Origin of the sequence: Rhodanobacter sp. C05 (genome assembly GCF_002001165.1) — a bacterium.
Taxonomy (GTDB): Bacteria; Pseudomonadota; Gammaproteobacteria; order Xanthomonadales; family Rhodanobacteraceae; genus Rhodanobacter.
Genome location: NZ_MUNQ01000010.1, coordinates 184,891 through 200,968, shown reverse-complemented (window position 1 = coordinate 200,968; position 16,078 = coordinate 184,891). Strand labels below are relative to the sequence as shown.

The window sequence follows — 16,078 nt, the reverse complement described above, 5'->3', positions numbered from 1 at the left end:
AAATTCACCAGACGCACTGCGCCCGATTCGACCATCGCAAGCTACCGCGACAAAATGTATTTCTCTCGCCAGATCTGCGGCACCGGTAAACCGAATTCCTTCAACACGGCAAACGCCGCATCGACCATGTTCGGATTGCCGCACAGATAAGTGATGTCGCGTTCGACGCGGTGATGCCGCGTTCAGCGAGTACGCTCTTCTCGTGGCTGCTTTGACCAGCTCTGCGCAGGTAGAGCGCATCATGAAGCAACACCACTTAGCGACCACCTTTCGCCAGCAACTTCTCGATGTGCAGCATGGCAAGGCACGGGCGTGATGTCCGCGCCCACCAGAACTCACACCGATCCCCTCATAAATGAAACCGTCTTAACCGGGCGAGTTCGGGCGACGAATACCCGACGACCACGATATCTGCGGCGTATTGAACCCGTTGCCATGTCTGGCGCCTAACATCCCGTACTTCGTGCGACAACAATCATCACGGCCGGGGCGTAGGCTCATGTTGGAACTGTTAAATGGTGACGCAGTTCGCACTTCTGTGTGACATAGTTTGTCAAGGACAGGCTTAGATAGCTCGTCTTCACGGTGCCCAGAGCGCCTTACTCAATATCGTTGCAACCGGCCGAGGGATTGGCAAAACCGCTCTGCATGGGACTTGGCACGCCACTTGCGTTAGGTTCCATGCAAAGCCTTAAACCTACCCGCTACCGGAGAAATCACCATGTTGTTCAAGAAGACCCTGCTGGCCACTGCTCTGATCGCCTTTGGCGGTTTCGCCATGACGGCCGGCGCCGCTTCAAGTCCCACGACCTTCAACGTCACCGCGACTGTTATCAACAACTGCATCGTCAACTCCACCAACATTGCGTTCGGCAACTACGATCCGACTTCGGCCACTGCCGTCACGGCGCAGGGCTCGGTCACCGCTCGTTGCACCAAGGGCGATGTCGTCACGGTAGCGCTCGGCCAAGGTCTGAACGCAGCAGGCGGCTCAACCGCGGCTATCCCTGCCCGTCAGATGAAAGACCCCGTTTCGACCAACCTGCTGCCGTATCACATCTATACGACCAGCGGCGGCACCACGGAATGGGGCAATACGGCTGCGCAGGAGCCCGCTTCGCAGACCTCGACCAGCGGCGGCGTTCCCGGCACACTGACCTTCACGACCTACGGTTCGCTGCCGGCCGGCACGGATGTAGTGGCAGGTACCGGCTACACCGACAGTGTCATCGCCACCGTAACGTACTGAAACCGTCCCCGAGGGTGGCATGACATCATCGCCATTGGCTCTAGCCATCCACCCTTGGGAGAGTTCGCCATGCCACATCGCCGCGCCGCCGCCCGTATTCGAGCGCTGATCGGGCTGCTGTTTGCCCTGTCGTTGCCGGTGGCGAGTGCTGCCACCTTTTCGGTAAGCCCGACCCGGGTGGAGCTGGATGCTGGCCACCGTGCCGCCATTCTCACCTTCAGCAATAGCGGCGACCAACCATTGCGCATGCAGGTTCGTCCCATGCACTGGAGCACGGCGGCCGATGGTCAATGGCAGCTGACTCCCAGTGACGACCTGGTCGTTACCCCCGAGCTGCTCGAGGTGGCTCCAGGCCATAGCGTACAACTGCGCGTCGGCAGCCTGCTCGATGCAGGTGCCAGCGAAATAAGCTATCGCCTGCTGATCGACGAGCTGCCCAATCTTACCGAAGACAAATCAGCGCAGAAGCCGGAGATCAAGGTACTGACCCAGGTGAGCCTGCCGGTCTTTGTCGAGCCCGCGCAGGTCATGCGTGCCCCTGTGTTGAATTCGGCAAGCGTCGAACATGGCGAACTGACGGTTGGCATCGGCAACAACGGTACCCAGCGGATGGATCCACAGAGCGTCAAGGTGACCGTGACCGATCCTGCAGGCCATGTACTGGAACAGCACGACCAGGTAGCCAATTATGTATTGCCCGGCAGCGTCTGGTTCCTGCACATGAAATTGCCAGCCAACGTTTGTCCGCATGTAGCGTCCGTGTCGATAACCTGGTCAGGCATCGCAAACGCATCGCCCACTCATACCATCACCACAGGCGCTGAGGCATGCGAGGGCAAAAGCTCACCCTGATAGCCCTCGCATTGCTTGCGTCCAGTCCGATCATGGCGCAGCCCGACCGAATGCTGCTGGAGCTGTGCGTCAATGGCAGCTGCTATGGGACCGCCTTCGTCATCGTGCGCAATCAGCACATCCTGGTGGACGAAGATGCACTCAAGGGTGCCCATCTGCCCTTGCAGAACACGCAGGAACAAACCATCGGTTCCAGGCGCTTCATCGACATGAGCGTCTATGATCGTGGCAGCAAGGTGCAACTGGATCCCGATGCTGGCCGACTGTCGCTGACCTTGCCTGCCGGTGCGTTCGAAAATCATGACGTTGCCCTGAATCCGAGCTCCCAAAGGCTCATGCCAACTGCTGTGCCCAGCGCATACGTCAACTACGCGTTCAATGCAGGTACAGAGCGCAGCGACTCCTCCGTTTACCTCGATGCGGGTTTTGCTTACGGACGAGGTTTGTTGCGCGACAACCCTTCCTGGAATGAAGCCGAGGGATTCTCGCGAGGCCTTACCCGCTACGAATACGACGACACCGATCATGATCAGCGCTGGACCATCGGCGATCAGTACGCCTATTCCACCGATGGTCTGGGTGGCACGGTGTTGATGGGCGGCTTCGGTGTAGTGCGCGCCTTCGATCTCGATCCCTATCTGATCACCTACCCCCAGCCGACCATCAGCGGACTGTTGCAGGCGCCTGGCACAATTGATGTCTACGAAAACGGTGTCCTGGTGTCCCAACGCCAGGTTCCCGCGGGTCCCTTCAATCTGGCCAGTCTCGGACTGGGTGCCGGCACCAATAACGTGCGTGTCGTGGTGCAGGATCCGTTTGGCGGCACCACCGTACTGCAGCAGAACTTCTTCAGTTCCACCCAGACGCTGGCAAAGGGCCTCAGCGATTACGCCTACGAAATTGGCATCGAGCGGACTTCTACTCTGGCCAATGGTTACGAGGCCGGTCACCCCGTGCTGCTGGCTCGCGCGAACTACGGTTTCACCAATGATGTGACAGCTGGCTACCGAATCGAGGCCGAGAATAGCCTGGTCAATGCAGGTTCGTCCGCAAGCTTGCGCTTGCCGATAGGCCTTCTCAGCCTCGGCGTTGCCGCCAGCGATGCCGGCGGAAACCGTGGTCATGGCAGTTCGCTTACCTATCAGTTCAACGATCGCTATTTCAGTTTTGGATCGGGGATACAGGTCTACTCCAGTGCCTACCGCCGAATCGGCGACGAGCTGTTGCCGACGTCCTTCCTGACGCGCCGCGTGAGCTATGTCAACGCGAGCTGGACTCCCTTATCACGGCTGAGCCTGCAGATCAGTGCCGGGAACACGGTCTACGACGATGGTACGCAACAGCGCAATATCGGTCTGAACAGCACGCTCAACCTGAGTGCCGGCATGATGGCGATACTGAGCTTCAATCGGGCGCTCAATCATCCCGGCACCAACGACAATCAGGTGATGCTCAATCTGGTGATTCCGTTCGGCAGGACCAGCCTTGGTTTCAACATCACCCACGCTGGCATCAATGGCAACAGCTATGGCATCTCGGCACAGCATTCGGTGCCCTCCGACAGCGGCTCGGGTTACAACCTCAATGCACAGAACGGATACACCGGTACTACCGGACTTGGCCAGCTGGATTACCAGGGGCAATACGGGCTGGTGCAGTTGACCGATCAGCGCTTTGGCAACCAGAACGATGCCAGCATGCTGGTTTCCGGCAGCCTCGTCGCGATAGACGACCATGTCTACGCCGGCCGGGCTCTGCAAAACGGCTATGCATTGGTCGAGACGCCGGGGATATCGGATGTCGAGGTAACTCACGAAAACCAACCCGTTGGTCACACCGATGCCAACGGCAATCTGCTGATCAACAATCTGCTGCCGTATCAGGCCAACAAGGTCGGCATCGACCAGAACAGCGTGCCACTGCAGGACCAGATCGACGCCACGGATCAGGTCATCAGCGTGCCACGCCTGGGTGGAGCCGTCGTACGTTTCGGCGTGCATGCCCTGCATGCAGCGCGTGGCGTGCTGATGCTTGATGACAAGGTCGTGCAATATGGCACTGCCACGCTTACCGCAAGAGGCAACACCTTGAAGACCTTGATCGGCCTGGATGGCAGCTTCTACTTCTCCGACCTGCCAGCTGGCACCTACACCCTGCGAGCCCAGACGGGCAGTGGCGACATGAGTTGCCATCTCAGCATGCCGACCGACGTTCGCCCGTTGACCGATCTTGGCAAGATCGCCTGCAGTGGTAGCGCTGGAGCGACACCATGAGATCGCGACTACTTTGCTGCATGCTTTTGTTTGGCGCAGGAAGCTTTAGCTCACCCCTGTGGGCCGGCACCTGCACCATCAGCGCACTCGGCCTCAGCTTCAGCAACTACGACCCGACTTCCTCGGCGGATGTCACCGGAACTGGCAGCGCGACAGTCAACTGCTCGGACACTGGAGTGGATATTCTTTTTGGATTCAGTGTCAGCATCAGCTTGTCACAAGGCAGCAGCGGCACCTTCACCACGCGCACCCTCAAGCAAGGCGCCAAAAGCCTTGGCTACAACCTCTATCTGAACGCAACAGCCACCGGGACAATCTTCGGCGACGGTACCGCCGGCACCGGCACCTATGCAATCTGCTACCCCGGGCTTCTTGCACCATGCTCCGGCAACACGGGCCAAAGCGGACAGGCATACTCCGTGCCAGTCTACGGGCGAATAACGGCAGGCCAAGACGTCAGCGCGGGCAACTACTCCGACGCTCTCATCGCAACCGTGACGTTCTGAGTTTCCCGTACGCGTGTCACAAGTGAGCCATGAGGTGTACTTCAGCGCGACGAAATATATTTCTCGCGCCGTATCTGCGGCACCGGCAAACCAAACTCCTTCAGCACGGTAAACGCGGCATCGACCATGTTCGGATTGCCGCACAGATAGGCGATGTCGCGTTCGGCGCTGGGACCTAGCTCGGCGAGCACGTTCTGCACATGGCCGCTGCGGTCGGTGCTGCGTGGTGTGGCGCGCGGCTGACGGCTGAGGCAGCCATGGAAGATGAAGCCGGGGTGTGACTGCGCGAACGCCTCGAACTCTTCACCGTAGAGCAGTTCGGCTTCGGTGCGGGCGCCGTACAGCAGCACCACTTCGCGATCGCCTTTCGCCAGCAGTTTCTCGATCTGCGGCAACATCGCGCGGTACGGCGTGACGCCGGTGCCGGTGGCGAGCAGCAGGTAGCGCGGATGGGTGTCGGCGTCCTGCAGGCAGAAGCGGCCATACGGGCCGCTGGCGTCGATGACGCCGCCGCTTTCGAGTTCACCCAGCAACTTGGTCGCCGCGCCACCCTCGACATAGCTCACCGCGATCTCGATGCGCTGCACCGGTGAACTGCCATCGCCCACGGTGGCCACCGAGTAGCTGCGCTTGGTCGCGATGCCGTCGTCGTAGTGGAAATGCACCTGCAGGAACTGGCCCGGCACGAACGCCAGCGGCTGACCGTCGGCACGCTCGAACACGAGGTGGCGCACCGTGGGGACAAGCATGCGGCTGTCGACGAGGCGGAGCTGGAAGTGGTCGGCCATGTAACGGATTCCGGGAAACAGTGAGTGCACCAGCGGGAGCCGGGCAGTGGCATCAAGCCCGCTATAATAGGTCGCTGCGAGCCACCGACCAAGCTGCATGGCACGCTCGGCTACCCGTTTTGCCGGTGCCAGACATGCCCATGCAGCTGGTTTCCCTCGGCTTTCCCTCATTCGGCGTCATCCATGACCTCCACACCCGCACTCGTTGTCGACAACCTGCGCAAGACCTACAGCAACGGTGTGGAGGCCCTCAAGGGCATCTCGCTGACGGTACAGCCCGGCGATTTCTTTGCCCTGCTAGGCCCCAACGGCGCCGGCAAATCCACCCTGATCGGCATCCTGTCCTCGCTGGTGAACTCCAGCGGCGGCGACGCGCAAGTGTTTGGCGTGTCGGTGAACAAGCAGCGCAGTGAGGCGATGCGGCTGATCGGCCTGGTGCCGCAGGAGATCAACTTCAACCAGTTCGAGAAGCCATTCGACATCTGCGTGAACGAGGCCGGCTTCTATGGCATCCCGCGCAAGATCGCCGCCGAGCGCGCAGAGAAGTACCTGAAGGAACTGCGCCTGTGGGACAAGGCGCAGATGCAGGCGCGCACGCTGTCAGGTGGCATGAAGCGACGCCTGATGATCGCCCGCGCGATGATGAACGAGCCGAAGCTGCTGATCCTCGACGAGCCGACCGCCGGCGTGGATATCGAAATCCGCCGCTCGATGTGGCAGTTCGTCAGCGGCATCAATGCGGCCGGCACCACGGTGATCCTCACCACGCACTACCTGGAGGAAGCCGAGTCGCTGTGCCGCAATATCGCGATCATCGACCACGGCACGATCATCGAGAACACCACGATGAAGCGTCTGCTGGCGACGCTGGATGTGGAGACGTTCGTGCTGGACGTCACTGCCATGCCCGACGAACTGCCCAGCCTGCCCGGCGTCATCCTGCGCCGCCGCGACGAACACATGCTGGAGGCCGAGATGGCCCGCTCGCATGACCTCAACTCGCTGTTCGCGGCATTGTCCACGAACGGCATCACGGTGACCTCGATGCGCAACAAGACCAACCGGCTGGAGGAGCTGTTCGTGCGGCTGGTCGAAGGCGGCCGCAACGGCAAGGAGCAGGCAACATGAGCAATACCGCCGCCAACCTGGTCGCCCTCAACACCATCGTGCGCCGCGAGATCGTGCGCATCGTGCGGATCTGGACGCAGACGCTGATTCCCCCGGCGATCACCATGACGCTGTACTTCGTGATCTTCGGCAAGCTGATCGGCAGCCGCATCGGCACGATCCAGGGCGGCTTCAGCTACATGCAGTACATCGTGCCAGGCCTGGTGATGATGAGCGTGATCAACAACTGCTACGCGAACATCTCCAGCTCGTTCTTCGGCGCCAAGTTCAGTCGCGCGGTGGAGGAGATGCTGGTGTCGCCAATGCCGAACTGGGTGATCCTGCTCGGCTATGTCACCGGCGCAGTGGCGCGCGGGCTGGTGGTCGGTGCGATGGTGCTGGGTATCGCCTTGCTCTTCACTTCGCTGCATGTGGCGCATCCTTTCATCACCTTCCTGTCGGTGCTGCTCGGCGCCACGATTTTCTCGCTGGCCGGCTTCGTCAATGCGGTGTATGCGAAGAAGTTCGACGACATCGCGCTGGTACCGACCTTCATCCTGACCCCGCTGACCTATCTGGGTGGCGTGTTCTACTCGGTGAAGATGCTCAGTGAGCCGTGGCAGGCGATCTCGCACGCCAATCCGATCCTGTACATGGTCAACGCGTTCCGCTTCGGCGTACTCGGCATCAGCGATGTGGATGTCGGCGTCGCGTTCGTGGTGATGCTGGGCTTCGTGGCCGGGCTGTCGATCGTGGCGCTGCAGTTGCTGAAGCGCGGCGTCGGGCTGCGCTCCTGATTTTTTGCTCGTCATCCCGGCGAAAGCCGGGGTCCAGTGACTTTTTCTGCCTAAAGGCGCTGGGTTCCGGCTTGACCAGCTTCGCTGTTGAGAAGCACCTCGCCGGAATGACGAACCCACATTTCATCGTCCACCGTCGGTTGCCTCATGCGCGTCAACAAATACATCAGCGAAGCCGGCCTGTGCTCGCGCCGTGAGGCGGATGATCTATTGCTCGCCGGCCGCGTCACCATCAACGGCGAGGCGGTCTCGACCGGCGCCAAGGCACTCGAAGGCGATGAAGTACGCGTCGATGGCGAGATCGTGCGTGCGCGCATCCTCGCCGCCACACCGGCGGCGAAGAAGGCGGTGTATATCGCGCTGAACAAACCGGTCGGCATCACCTGCACCACCGACCACGGCGTCGACGGCAATATCGTGGACTTCGTCGACCATCCGCAGCGGATCTTCCCGATCGGGCGGCTGGACAAGGATTCGGAAGGGCTGATCCTGCTGACCAGCAATGGCGATATCGTCAACGAGATCCTGCGTTCGGAGAACCACCACGAGAAGGAATATCTGGTTGCGGTGAACAAGTCGGTCACCGACGAATTCCTCGCCGGCATGGCCAAGGGCGTGCGCATCCACGGCCAGATGACCCAGCCCTGCCGCGTGCGCCGCATCGCCAAGTTCGGTTTCTCGATCGTGCTGACCCAGGGCCTGAACCGGCAGATCCGGCTGATGGCCGCCGCGTTCGGCTATCGCGTGACGCAACTGCGCCGCGTGCGCATCGTCAACGTGAAGCTCGCCCACCTGAAGGTCGGCCAGTGGCGCAATCTCACCGAGGCGGAGCTGAAAGGGCTGCTGCCGGAGCGTACGCAGTGGTGAGCCATGGCGATGGTCTTATCCATGCATCATGTGTCAGGGCCATCAACTATGCTCCTCTTGCCCGGCCCGACTGACCTGAATCAGTCATCCCAGCCCAAAGCCGTCATTCCCGCCCTGCTCTAGCCTTCATTCCCGCGAAAGCGGGAATGAAGGCTAGAGGCAAGAACCAAGCAATGGACAACAGCCAGGCAATGGGCAGCAAAGCAGCAAGGGCCGTCGCGCGTAGAGCTGTCCGTTTACGCCGCCGGCAGGCTCTGCAGGTCCCAGCGCGGATAAACCTGCACCGAGGCGTCCTGGTGCTGGCCACTGGCCAGCCGGATCGCGCCGGCCAGCGCGATCATCGCGCCGTTGTCGGTGCAGAAGTCCATCCGCGGGAAGTACACCTGGAAGCCGTCCTTCGCGGCGGCTGCGGCCAGTTCGCTACGCAATCTCCGGTTCGCCCCGACGCCGCCCGCGATCACCAATCGATGCGCGCCGCTGGCCTGCAAGGCGCGTCTGCACTTGATGATCAGCGTATCGACGATTGCCTCCTCGAATGCGCGGGCGATGTCGGCACGGGTCTGTTCGCTCTGATCCGACTTCTGCCAGGCCAGCAGCACCTGGGTTTTCAGACCGGAGAAGCTGAAATCCAGTCCCGGCCGGTCGGTCATCGGGCGGGAGAAGCGGAACGCCCCGGCACGCCCCTGCTCGGCCAGTTTCGCCAATGCCGGGCCGCCCGGGTACGGCAGACCCATCAGCTTGGCGGTCTTGTCGAACGCCTCACCGGCAGCATCGTCCAGCGTATCGCCGAGGATCGTGTACTGGCCGATCGCCTTGACCTCGACCAGCATGGAATGGCCGCCGGATACCAGCAGCGCCACGAACGGCGGTTCCGGCGGGTTCTCCTCCAGCAGCGGCGCCAGCAGGTGGCCCTCCATGTGGTGCACCCCGATCGCCGGCACGCCCAGCGCCCAGGCCAGTGCACGCCCGGCCGAAGCGCCCACCAGCAAGGCCCCGACCAGGCCGGGACCGGCGGTATAAGCCACCCCGCCCAGGTCCTGCACGGTCAGCCCGGCCTCGGCCAGCGCCTCGCGGATCAGCGGCAGCAGCTTGCGCACGTGGTCGCGGCTGGCCAGTTCCGGCACTACGCCGCCGTAGTCGGCATGCAGCTTGATCTGGCTGTACAGGGTATGCGCGAGCAGGCCACGGCCCGGCGCATCCGGCTCCCAGCGCAGCAGGGCCACACCGGTCTCGTCGCAGGAGGTTTCGATGCCCAGAATGGGTTTGCCAAACGTCGGCTTTGAAAATTCAGTGGTATGCACGGTATACTTCGCGGCTCGCCCTATTCAACAGTCCCGTATCCGCGGGAAGACTACCACTCGGAGTTTCCATGCCCAACGTAAAAGTTCGCGAGAACGAGCCGTTCGAGATTGCTCTGCGTCGTTTCAAGCGTACCTGCGAAAAGGCCGGTGTGCTCGCTGAAACGCGCAAGCGCGAGTTCTACGAAAAGCCGACCCAGGAGCGCAAGCGCAAGCGCGCTGCCGCGGTGAAGCGTCACCTGCGTCGCCTGTCGCGTGACGTTTCGCGCAAGGTCCGCCTGTACTGAGTTTCCCCCTGATCCGCCGCTCCGTCGGTGGATCCTGCAGCGCCCCGGCGCTGCGCGCACAGGAAACGCGGTCGGCGCGGGCTCTCGCAGCCGCCGCAAGCACAGCAGATTCGATCTGGCCGGTGTTGTCCCCAAGGGCAACGCCGGCTTCGTCGTTTCCGTAGAATCGGTTTTCCATTGCCATCCGCCCCAGACCCGCCGAGGCTTTCGCCATGACACTCAAGCACCAGCTCACCGAAGACATGAAGAACGCCATGCGCGGCGGCGACAAGCACCGGCTGGGCGTGATCCGGCTGATGCTGGCGGCGATCAAGCAGCGCGAAGTGGACGAGCGGATCGAGCTGGATGACGTGCAGGTCCTTGCCACACTGGAAAAGATGCTCAAACAGCGACGCGACTCGGTCAGCCAGTTCGATGCCGCCCATCGCGAGGATCTGTCCGCGATCGAGCGCGCCGAGATGGTGGTGATCGAAACCTACCTGCCGAGCAAGCTGAACGAGGCAGAGATCGACGCACTGATTGCCGCCGCGATCAGCGACACCGGCGCCAGCTCGGCCCGCGACATGGGCAAGGTGGTGGCCGCGGTGAAGGAAAAAGCCGCCGGCCGCGCCGACATGGCCGTGGTATCAGGCAAGATCAAGGCAAAGCTGGCCGGCTGAGGTCTCAGCCGGTTCTTGCTGTCAGCACGATCACGGCCAGCACCACCAGCATCCCGACGGCGGCAACCACCAGCGCGATACGCCGTCGGCGCTGGCGCAGTCGCTGCCAATTCGCCAGATCCACGAAATAGCGCGCTTCGCCCGGGCAACGCAGCACCGCATGGCCCACCAGCTGATGCCAGGCCATGCCCGGCGTCAACCCCAACTGCTCCGCCGTACGTGCCGTCGCTGCCGTCGTTGCGGCCGCCTGCTCGAACGCGCGCACGATCACCCGCTGCTTATGCGCCATCACCGCGGTGATCACCATCCTGCATCTCCTGTCACAACCTGACCACGCAGCTTGCCGGTCGTCGCCATGTGCAGCAAGCCGGCGATGCATCACGTTCACGTCCGGCCCGCTATAAAAGCTGCATATGGCTCGCCGGGAACTCCCTCATGCAGCCACTCATCGCTGCAGGAGAGACACATGCTCAAGTGGGCCATCATTTTCGCCATCGTCTCGCTGGTCAGCGGCTGGCTCGGTTTCGGCGGAGTCTCCGGCGCCACGGCAACCATCGCCAAGGTGTTGTTTACCTGCTTCGTGATCCTGTTCCTGCTGGCCGTGCTGGCGGTGATCGGCGTGATCCACCTTTTCTGATGACCTGACGCCATCAGGCCGGCGCGCGCCACTGCATGCGCCGGTGATCCGGCACCCGCCCCTGCCCATTGGCGAGCGTCGAGCGGCGCTCGCGTGTGACCTCGAAGCCCAGTCGCTGGTAGAGCCGCTGGGCATCCGGATTGGTCGTCGCCACATCCAGTATCACCGGACCTTGGCCGGTATCCCGCACAGTGTCGAGCAGGTAACCGACCAGGGCCGAGCCGAAGCCATGGCCGCGCCATGACGGGCTCACCGCCAGATGCGCCAGATAATGCATGGCGCCCGTCGGCGGTGGGATCACCGACTCCACCCTCAGGCCGCGTGTGATCACCCCGGCCGCATGGCGCCAGCCGTAGTGGCCAAGGATCTGCCGCGCTGCCGCCAGTGTGAACGGCCATTTCGTGGCGCCACCGAAACCAGCACCGACCGCCACCACGGCGCCATCCAGTTCGCCCACCACATGATTGCGCCAGCCGAACTCGCCGGCGCCGTCGACAAAGGCCTGGCGCAGGAACGCCTGCGCATCGCTATATCCCGGTACGGCGAAGACGTAGTCGAACGCCGCCGGGCCGGAGCTGTACATCAGCGGCACCGCCTGCTGCGCATCCTCCGGTGCTGCCTGTCGAAACTGCACCGCTTTATGTCCAGCCTGATGCATCAGGGGCCTCAAAATGAGCAACCGGGGGTTGTCCAGGATGCTAGCTTGACGACCACGCGAGTGTGGTCCCCCGCCAGCAGATTGGCCGGGTTGCCCACTGCATTGGCCGACTCGCCCCCGCCGCCGCAGTGCAAGCCCTAAACTAGGGCGCTTATGCGCGGCCTGATTCCCGACAGCTTCATCGATGAACTGCTTGCCCGCGTCGACATCGTCGACGTGATCGAGCGGCGCGTGCCATTGAAAAAGGCCGGGCGCGAGTGGACCGCCTGCTGCCCGTTCCACAACGAGCGCTCGCCGTCGTTTTATGTCAGCCCGGCCAAGCAGTTCTTCCATTGCTTCGGTTGCGGTGCCCACGGCAGCGCGGTGAAGTTTCTGATGGACTACGAGCGGCTGGAGTTTCCCGACGCGGTCGAGGAACTGGCGCAGACGGTCGGCCTGAAGGTACCGCGCGAAGGCGGCCGCGAGGCCGCACCACGTGAGGACAAGACGGACCTGTACGCGCTGCTGGACGCCGCCGCCGGCTGGTACGAGGGCGAGCTGCCGCGCAGCAGCGAAGCGCAGGCCTACTGCAAGAAACGCGGACTGGATGCGGAAACCATCAAGCAGTTCCGGCTTGGCTGGGCACCGGCCGGCTACGACGGCGTGATCAAGGCACTCGGCAGCAACGAGCGGCGCATGCAGCTGCTCAACGAAGCCGGCATGGTCGCCAGCAGCGAACGTGGCAGCAAGTACGATCGATTTCGGGAACGGCTGATGTTCCCGATCCTCGACCGCCGCGGCCGGGTGATCGCATTCGGCGGAAGAGTTTTAAGTTCGGAGCAGTCACCGAAATACCTGAATTCGCCCGAGACGCCGCTGTTCCACAAGGGTCGCGAACTGTTTGCGCTGTGGCAGGTGAAGCAGGCCAACGCGAATCTGACACGGATCATGGTGGTCGAGGGCTACATGGACGTGATTGCGCTGCACCAGGCCGGCCTGCCGATCGCGGTGGCCACGCTGGGCACGGCGACCACACCGGAGCACACCGAGGTGCTGTTCCGCGCCGCGCCGGACGTGGTGTTCTGTTTCGACGGTGACCGGGCCGGCCGTGCCGCCGCCTGGAAGGCGCTGGAATCCGCGCTGCCGCGATTGCGCGATGGTCGACAGGCGTACTTCCTGTTCCTGCCCGATGGCGAGGATCCCGACTCGCTGGTGCGCAAGGAGGGCAAGGACGGTTTCGAGCAACGCATCAAGCAGGCGATGCCGCTGTCGGACTACTTCTTCAACGGGCTGTCGCACGACGTGGAGATGGGCAGTCTCGATGGCCGCGCGCGGCTGGCCGAGCGTGCGCGTCCGCTGATCGCGAAACTGCCGGATGGCGCATTCCGCGACCTGATGGCACAGGAGCTGGAAAAGCGCAGCGGCGCACGCGCGGTGCTGCAGGTCGATCCCGCCACACATCGTGCCGTACAACGACCGGTCGCCGTGCAACGCAGTCTGGTGCGCAGCGCGATCTCGTTGCTGCTGGCGCAGCCTGGGCTGGCCGATCAGGTGGAAAGGCCATACCGCTTTGTGCGCCTGGACAAGCCCGGCGTGGAGTTGCTCGCCGAGCTGCTCGATATTTCCCGCTCACGTCCAGGCATCAATCCGGCCATGTTGGTGGAGCACTTTGCCGAACGGCCGGAGTACCCATCGCTGCAGAAGTTGATGGCATCGCTGTCAGTCGGTGAACCGGAAGCTCAGCGCACCGAGTTTTTTGACGCGCTGGCTAAAATGGAGAGAGAGGCAGTTATTCAGCGCAAGGCGATCTTGATGGCCAAGGAACGAAACAGCCTGAGCGAGGCTGAAAAATCCGAGCTGCGTGATCTACTTTCCATTCGTATCACTCCGCTATCGAGCGTCTCATGAAGCTGTCACGATTAATCGGGGCTGGAAGCACGGTGAAGCGTGCTGAATATTTCCGCCAAAAGGACAGCAATGGACCTGCTTGAACGACTGATCACGATCTTCGCAGAGAACGGTTACCTCGCGGTGTTCATCGCGCTGATGATCTGCGGCGCTGGCCTGCCGTTGCCTGAGGACATCACCCTGGTCGCCGGCGGCGTCATCGCCGGACTTGGCTACGTCAACGTGCACGGCATGTTCGCGCTGGCGATGTTTGGCGTGCTGTTGGGTGATTCCGCGATCTTCCTGCTCGGCCATCATTACGGCGCGCGTATGCTGAAGTGGCGGTTGGTGGCACGCATACTCACGCCCAAGCGCTATGCGATGGTGCAGGAAAAATTCGTGCGCTACGGCAACCGCATGCTGTTCATCGCGCGCTTCCTGCCCGGCATGCGCACGACCGTCTATATCACCGCCGGCATCAGCCATCGCGTGTCATTTACGCGTTTCCTGCTGATGGATGGATTGGCCGCGCTGATCAGCGTGCCGTTCTGGGTCTACCTTGGCTATTTCGGTGCCGACAACCACGAGTGGCTGATGAAGTGGGTGCGCCGCGGCCAAGGCAGCCTGTGGGCGCTGGTCGGCCTGGTCGTATTGACCGCGCTGGTGCTGTGGTGGCGACACCGGCGCCACGCACGCGCGCAGGACTGAACGGGGCGGAAGCATCACGAATCATGGCGATGCGGCCGCCGCCACGTCATGCCGATTCCACCAGCCACCGCCGAGTGCCTGGAACAGCGCCACCGTATCGACATAACGGTTCGCACGCGCCTGCGCGAGGGTGATCTCGGCTTGCCGCCAGGTCTGCTCGGCATTGAGCATGGCCATTTCGCTGATATCGCCCAATGCGAGTTGCCGCTGCGCAATCGCGAGACTGCGTGCCGCAGCCCGATCGGCGAGTTCGGCCGAAGCCACTGCCGCGGCATCGGACTGCACCGCGTGCAACACATCGGCCACGTTCTGCACTGCATCGATCACCGTGCTGCGGTATTGCGCCGCGCTCTGCCGGTAAGTGGCCTCGGCGGCGCGCTGCTTGTGCTTCAGCGTGCCGCCGTCGAACAGCGGCGCGGTGATCGCAGCGCCGATATTCCAGAAGCCGGTGCCGGTGCTCAGCAGGGAACTCGCACTGTCCGCCGCGCTGCCGATGTTCGCGGTGATCTGCACGTTCGGCAACCGGTTCGCGATCGCCACACCGACCTGTGCGCTGGCAGCATGCAACTGCTCATCAACCATGCGCACGTCGGGACGCTGCTCGACCAGGCGTGCCGACAGGCTTAGTGGCAACTCGGTCGGCAGTTGCAGCGCATCCAGCGTGAAGCGTGCATCGATGGTGTCGCTCGGCATGCGTCCGCTAAGCGCAGCAAGCAGATCGCGTTGCTGAGCCAGCTGCTTCTCCAGCGGTGGCAGAGTGGCCCGACTCTGTTCCAGCGCAGCCTGCTGCGCAGCCACCGCAGCCTCGGGAGCATCGCCGAGTGTTTGCTGGCGCTGCAGCGTCGTCATGATCTTTTCCTGGTCCGCAACGATGCTGCGGGTGGCATCGATCTGCGCGCGCAGCGAGGCTTCCTGGATCGCCGCGTTGACCAGGTTGGTGGTCAACGTGAGATAGGTCGCCTCCAGTTGGAAGCGCTGCGCATTCGCCTGCGCAACCAGCGACTCCACCTGCCGGCGGTTGCCGCCCCACAGGTCCGGCGAGTACGAAATACTGAGTTGCGCCGTGGTGAGGTTGTACAGCGTGCTGTTCGAGGCGACGTTGCTGGACAGCACGCTGCCGGTCTTTTGCCGGGTTGGATTGACGCTGGCATCGACGCTGGGGAAATACGCGCCGCGCTGCGCACGCACGTTTTCACATGCCGCCTGCAGCGCCGCCTGTGCCGCGTCGGCGTCGGCGTTGTGCTTCAGCGCATCGTCGATCAGTGCGTTCAAGGGCGCGGAATGGAACAGCGTCCACCACTGACCCGGGATATCCATGTCCTGCACAAACTGCTGTGCGTTGTCGCCCGGTCCGGATGCGGCAGCGGTGCGCGGCGGGGCTGTCGGCGCGTAGTCATGCGTCGCGGGTGCCGGCGGCCGCTGGTAATCCGGCCCGACGGCACATGCGCTGAGCAGCAGGCCGATGCCAAGGGTGAGCAGTGTGTTGCCAGCGCGCCATAGTGTGTTTTTGTGGAAAGCATGCATGG

At 62.7% G+C, this 16,078-nt stretch carries 17 protein-coding genes and 1 pseudogene; 12 read left to right on the top strand and 6 right to left on the bottom strand.

What is annotated here, in order from left to right; translation table 11 throughout:
- Positions 1-41 precede the first annotated feature (41 nt).
- Positions 42-164, bottom strand: a pseudogene (locus B0E51_RS19755) (ferredoxin--NADP reductase); the annotation flags it as partial.
- Between the two features lie 557 nt (positions 165-721).
- Here B0E51_RS19755 and B0E51_RS10775 point away from each other — a divergent pair.
- The 4 genes from B0E51_RS10775 to B0E51_RS10760 all read left to right on the top strand — a co-directional run bounded on the left by B0E51_RS10775 (position 722) and on the right by B0E51_RS10760 (position 4,880).
- Positions 722-1,249: a spore coat U domain-containing protein gene (locus B0E51_RS10775; protein WP_077444900.1), complete on the top strand. Its 528-nt coding sequence runs from the start codon at positions 722-724 to the stop codon at positions 1,247-1,249.
- A 69-nt stretch (positions 1,250-1,318) separates the two neighbouring features.
- Positions 1,319-2,101, top strand: a complete 783-nt coding sequence (locus tag B0E51_RS10770) for a fimbria/pilus periplasmic chaperone (protein ID WP_077444899.1) — start codon at positions 1,319-1,321, stop codon at positions 2,099-2,101.
- A complete protein-coding gene (locus tag B0E51_RS10765; RefSeq protein WP_077444898.1) occupies positions 2,077-4,374 on the top strand; it encodes a fimbria/pilus outer membrane usher protein in 2,298 nt (765 codons plus the stop codon). The genes B0E51_RS10770 and B0E51_RS10765 overlap by 25 nt, the downstream gene beginning before the upstream one ends.
- A complete protein-coding gene (locus B0E51_RS10760; protein WP_077444897.1) occupies positions 4,371-4,880 on the top strand; it encodes a spore coat protein U domain-containing protein in 510 nt (169 codons plus the stop codon). Before B0E51_RS10765 ends, B0E51_RS10760 begins: the two co-directional genes overlap by 4 nt.
- A gap of 41 nt (positions 4,881-4,921) precedes the next feature.
- Here the strand turns inward: B0E51_RS10760 and B0E51_RS10755 are convergent, their stop codons facing one another.
- A complete protein-coding gene (locus B0E51_RS10755) occupies positions 4,922-5,668 on the bottom strand; it encodes an FAD-binding oxidoreductase (RefSeq protein WP_077444896.1) in 747 nt (248 codons plus the stop codon).
- 183 nt (positions 5,669-5,851) lie between these two features.
- On the opposite strand from B0E51_RS10755, the gene B0E51_RS10750 reads away from it, so the two are divergent.
- The 3 genes from B0E51_RS10750 (at position 5,852) to B0E51_RS10740 (ending at position 8,439) form a co-directional block, all read left to right on the top strand.
- A complete protein-coding gene (locus tag B0E51_RS10750; protein ID WP_077444895.1) occupies positions 5,852-6,796 on the top strand; it encodes an ABC transporter ATP-binding protein in 945 nt (314 codons plus the stop codon).
- Positions 6,793-7,572, top strand: coding sequence for an ABC transporter permease (locus B0E51_RS10745; protein ID WP_077444894.1), 780 nt, complete (start codon positions 6,793-6,795; stop codon positions 7,570-7,572). Before B0E51_RS10750 ends, B0E51_RS10745 begins: the two co-directional genes overlap by 4 nt.
- 147 nt (positions 7,573-7,719) lie before the next feature.
- Complete coding sequence (locus tag B0E51_RS10740) at positions 7,720-8,439, top strand: pseudouridine synthase (protein WP_077444893.1); 720 nt, start codon at positions 7,720-7,722, stop codon at positions 8,437-8,439.
- A 236-nt stretch (positions 8,440-8,675) separates the two neighbouring features.
- On the opposite strand, the gene tsaD is transcribed toward B0E51_RS10740, so the two are convergent.
- A complete protein-coding gene (gene tsaD, locus B0E51_RS10735; protein ID WP_254424499.1) occupies positions 8,676-9,740 on the bottom strand; it encodes a tRNA (adenosine(37)-N6)-threonylcarbamoyltransferase complex transferase subunit TsaD in 1,065 nt (354 codons plus the stop codon).
- A gap of 68 nt (positions 9,741-9,808) precedes the next feature.
- Between tsaD and rpsU the strand changes: the two genes are divergently transcribed.
- On the top strand, positions 9,809-10,024 hold the full coding sequence (rpsU, locus tag B0E51_RS10730) for a 30S ribosomal protein S21 (protein WP_007081639.1): 216 nt from the start codon (positions 9,809-9,811) through the stop codon (positions 10,022-10,024).
- A gap of 212 nt (positions 10,025-10,236) precedes the next feature.
- Positions 10,237-10,683, top strand: coding sequence for a GatB/YqeY domain-containing protein (locus B0E51_RS10725; RefSeq protein WP_077444892.1), 447 nt, complete (start codon positions 10,237-10,239; stop codon positions 10,681-10,683).
- Between the two features lie 4 nt (positions 10,684-10,687).
- Here the strand turns inward: B0E51_RS10725 and B0E51_RS10720 are convergent, their stop codons facing one another.
- Complete coding sequence (locus tag B0E51_RS10720; protein WP_077444891.1) at positions 10,688-10,990, bottom strand: hypothetical protein; 303 nt, start codon at positions 10,988-10,990, stop codon at positions 10,688-10,690.
- Positions 10,991-11,149: 159 nt separating this feature from the next.
- On the opposite strand from B0E51_RS10720, the gene B0E51_RS10715 reads away from it, so the two are divergent.
- A complete protein-coding gene (locus B0E51_RS10715; RefSeq protein WP_077444890.1) occupies positions 11,150-11,320 on the top strand; it encodes a DUF1328 domain-containing protein in 171 nt (56 codons plus the stop codon).
- 13 nt (positions 11,321-11,333) lie between these two features.
- Here B0E51_RS10715 and B0E51_RS10710 read toward each other — a convergent pair whose 3' ends face one another.
- Positions 11,334-11,954: an N-acetyltransferase gene (locus B0E51_RS10710; protein ID WP_254424498.1), complete on the bottom strand. Its 621-nt coding sequence runs from the start codon at positions 11,952-11,954 to the stop codon at positions 11,334-11,336.
- Positions 11,955-12,131: 177 nt separating this feature from the next.
- On the opposite strand from B0E51_RS10710, the gene dnaG reads away from it, so the two are divergent.
- Positions 12,132-13,865 carry a DNA primase gene (gene dnaG, locus B0E51_RS10705; RefSeq protein WP_077444888.1) on the top strand — a complete coding sequence of 578 codons (1,734 nt, stop codon included), beginning with the start codon at positions 12,132-12,134 and terminating at the stop codon, positions 13,863-13,865.
- A gap of 69 nt (positions 13,866-13,934) precedes the next feature.
- A complete protein-coding gene (locus B0E51_RS10700; protein WP_077444887.1) occupies positions 13,935-14,552 on the top strand; it encodes a DedA family protein in 618 nt (205 codons plus the stop codon).
- A 21-nt stretch (positions 14,553-14,573) separates the two neighbouring features.
- On the opposite strand, the gene B0E51_RS10695 is transcribed toward B0E51_RS10700, so the two are convergent.
- A complete protein-coding gene (locus B0E51_RS10695) occupies positions 14,574-16,076 on the bottom strand; it encodes an efflux transporter outer membrane subunit (RefSeq protein ID WP_077444886.1) in 1,503 nt (500 codons plus the stop codon).
- Between the last annotated feature and the right edge of the window lie 2 nt (positions 16,077-16,078).

Bases quoted from the DNA above. Each gene is read 5' to 3' on its own strand.
- B0E51_RS10775 (WP_077444900.1), top strand. From the start codon at position 722: ATGTTGTTCAAGAAGACCCTGCTGGCCACTGCTCTGATCGCCTTTGGC.
- B0E51_RS10770 (WP_077444899.1), top strand. From the start codon at position 1,319: ATGCCACATCGCCGCGCCGCCGCCCGTATTCGAGCGCTGATCGGGCTG.
- B0E51_RS10765 (WP_077444898.1), top strand. From the start codon at position 2,077: ATGCGAGGGCAAAAGCTCACCCTGATAGCCCTCGCATTGCTTGCGTCC.
- B0E51_RS10760 (WP_077444897.1), top strand. From the start codon at position 4,371: ATGAGATCGCGACTACTTTGCTGCATGCTTTTGTTTGGCGCAGGAAGC.
- B0E51_RS10755 (WP_077444896.1), bottom strand. From the start codon at position 5,668: ATGGCCGACCACTTCCAGCTCCGCCTCGTCGACAGCCGCATGCTTGTC.
- B0E51_RS10750 (WP_077444895.1), top strand. From the start codon at position 5,852: ATGACCTCCACACCCGCACTCGTTGTCGACAACCTGCGCAAGACCTAC.
- B0E51_RS10745 (WP_077444894.1), top strand. From the start codon at position 6,793: ATGAGCAATACCGCCGCCAACCTGGTCGCCCTCAACACCATCGTGCGC.
- B0E51_RS10740 (WP_077444893.1), top strand. From the start codon at position 7,720: ATGCGCGTCAACAAATACATCAGCGAAGCCGGCCTGTGCTCGCGCCGT.
- rpsU (WP_007081639.1), top strand. From the start codon at position 9,809: ATGCCCAACGTAAAAGTTCGCGAGAACGAGCCGTTCGAGATTGCTCTG.
- B0E51_RS10725 (WP_077444892.1), top strand. From the start codon at position 10,237: ATGACACTCAAGCACCAGCTCACCGAAGACATGAAGAACGCCATGCGC.
- B0E51_RS10720 (WP_077444891.1), bottom strand. From the start codon at position 10,990: ATGGTGATCACCGCGGTGATGGCGCATAAGCAGCGGGTGATCGTGCGC.
- B0E51_RS10715 (WP_077444890.1), top strand. From the start codon at position 11,150: ATGCTCAAGTGGGCCATCATTTTCGCCATCGTCTCGCTGGTCAGCGGC.
- dnaG (WP_077444888.1), top strand. From the start codon at position 12,132: ATGCGCGGCCTGATTCCCGACAGCTTCATCGATGAACTGCTTGCCCGC.
- B0E51_RS10700 (WP_077444887.1), top strand. From the start codon at position 13,935: ATGGACCTGCTTGAACGACTGATCACGATCTTCGCAGAGAACGGTTAC.
- B0E51_RS10695 (WP_077444886.1), bottom strand. From the start codon at position 16,076: ATGCATGCTTTCCACAAAAACACACTATGGCGCGCTGGCAACACACTG.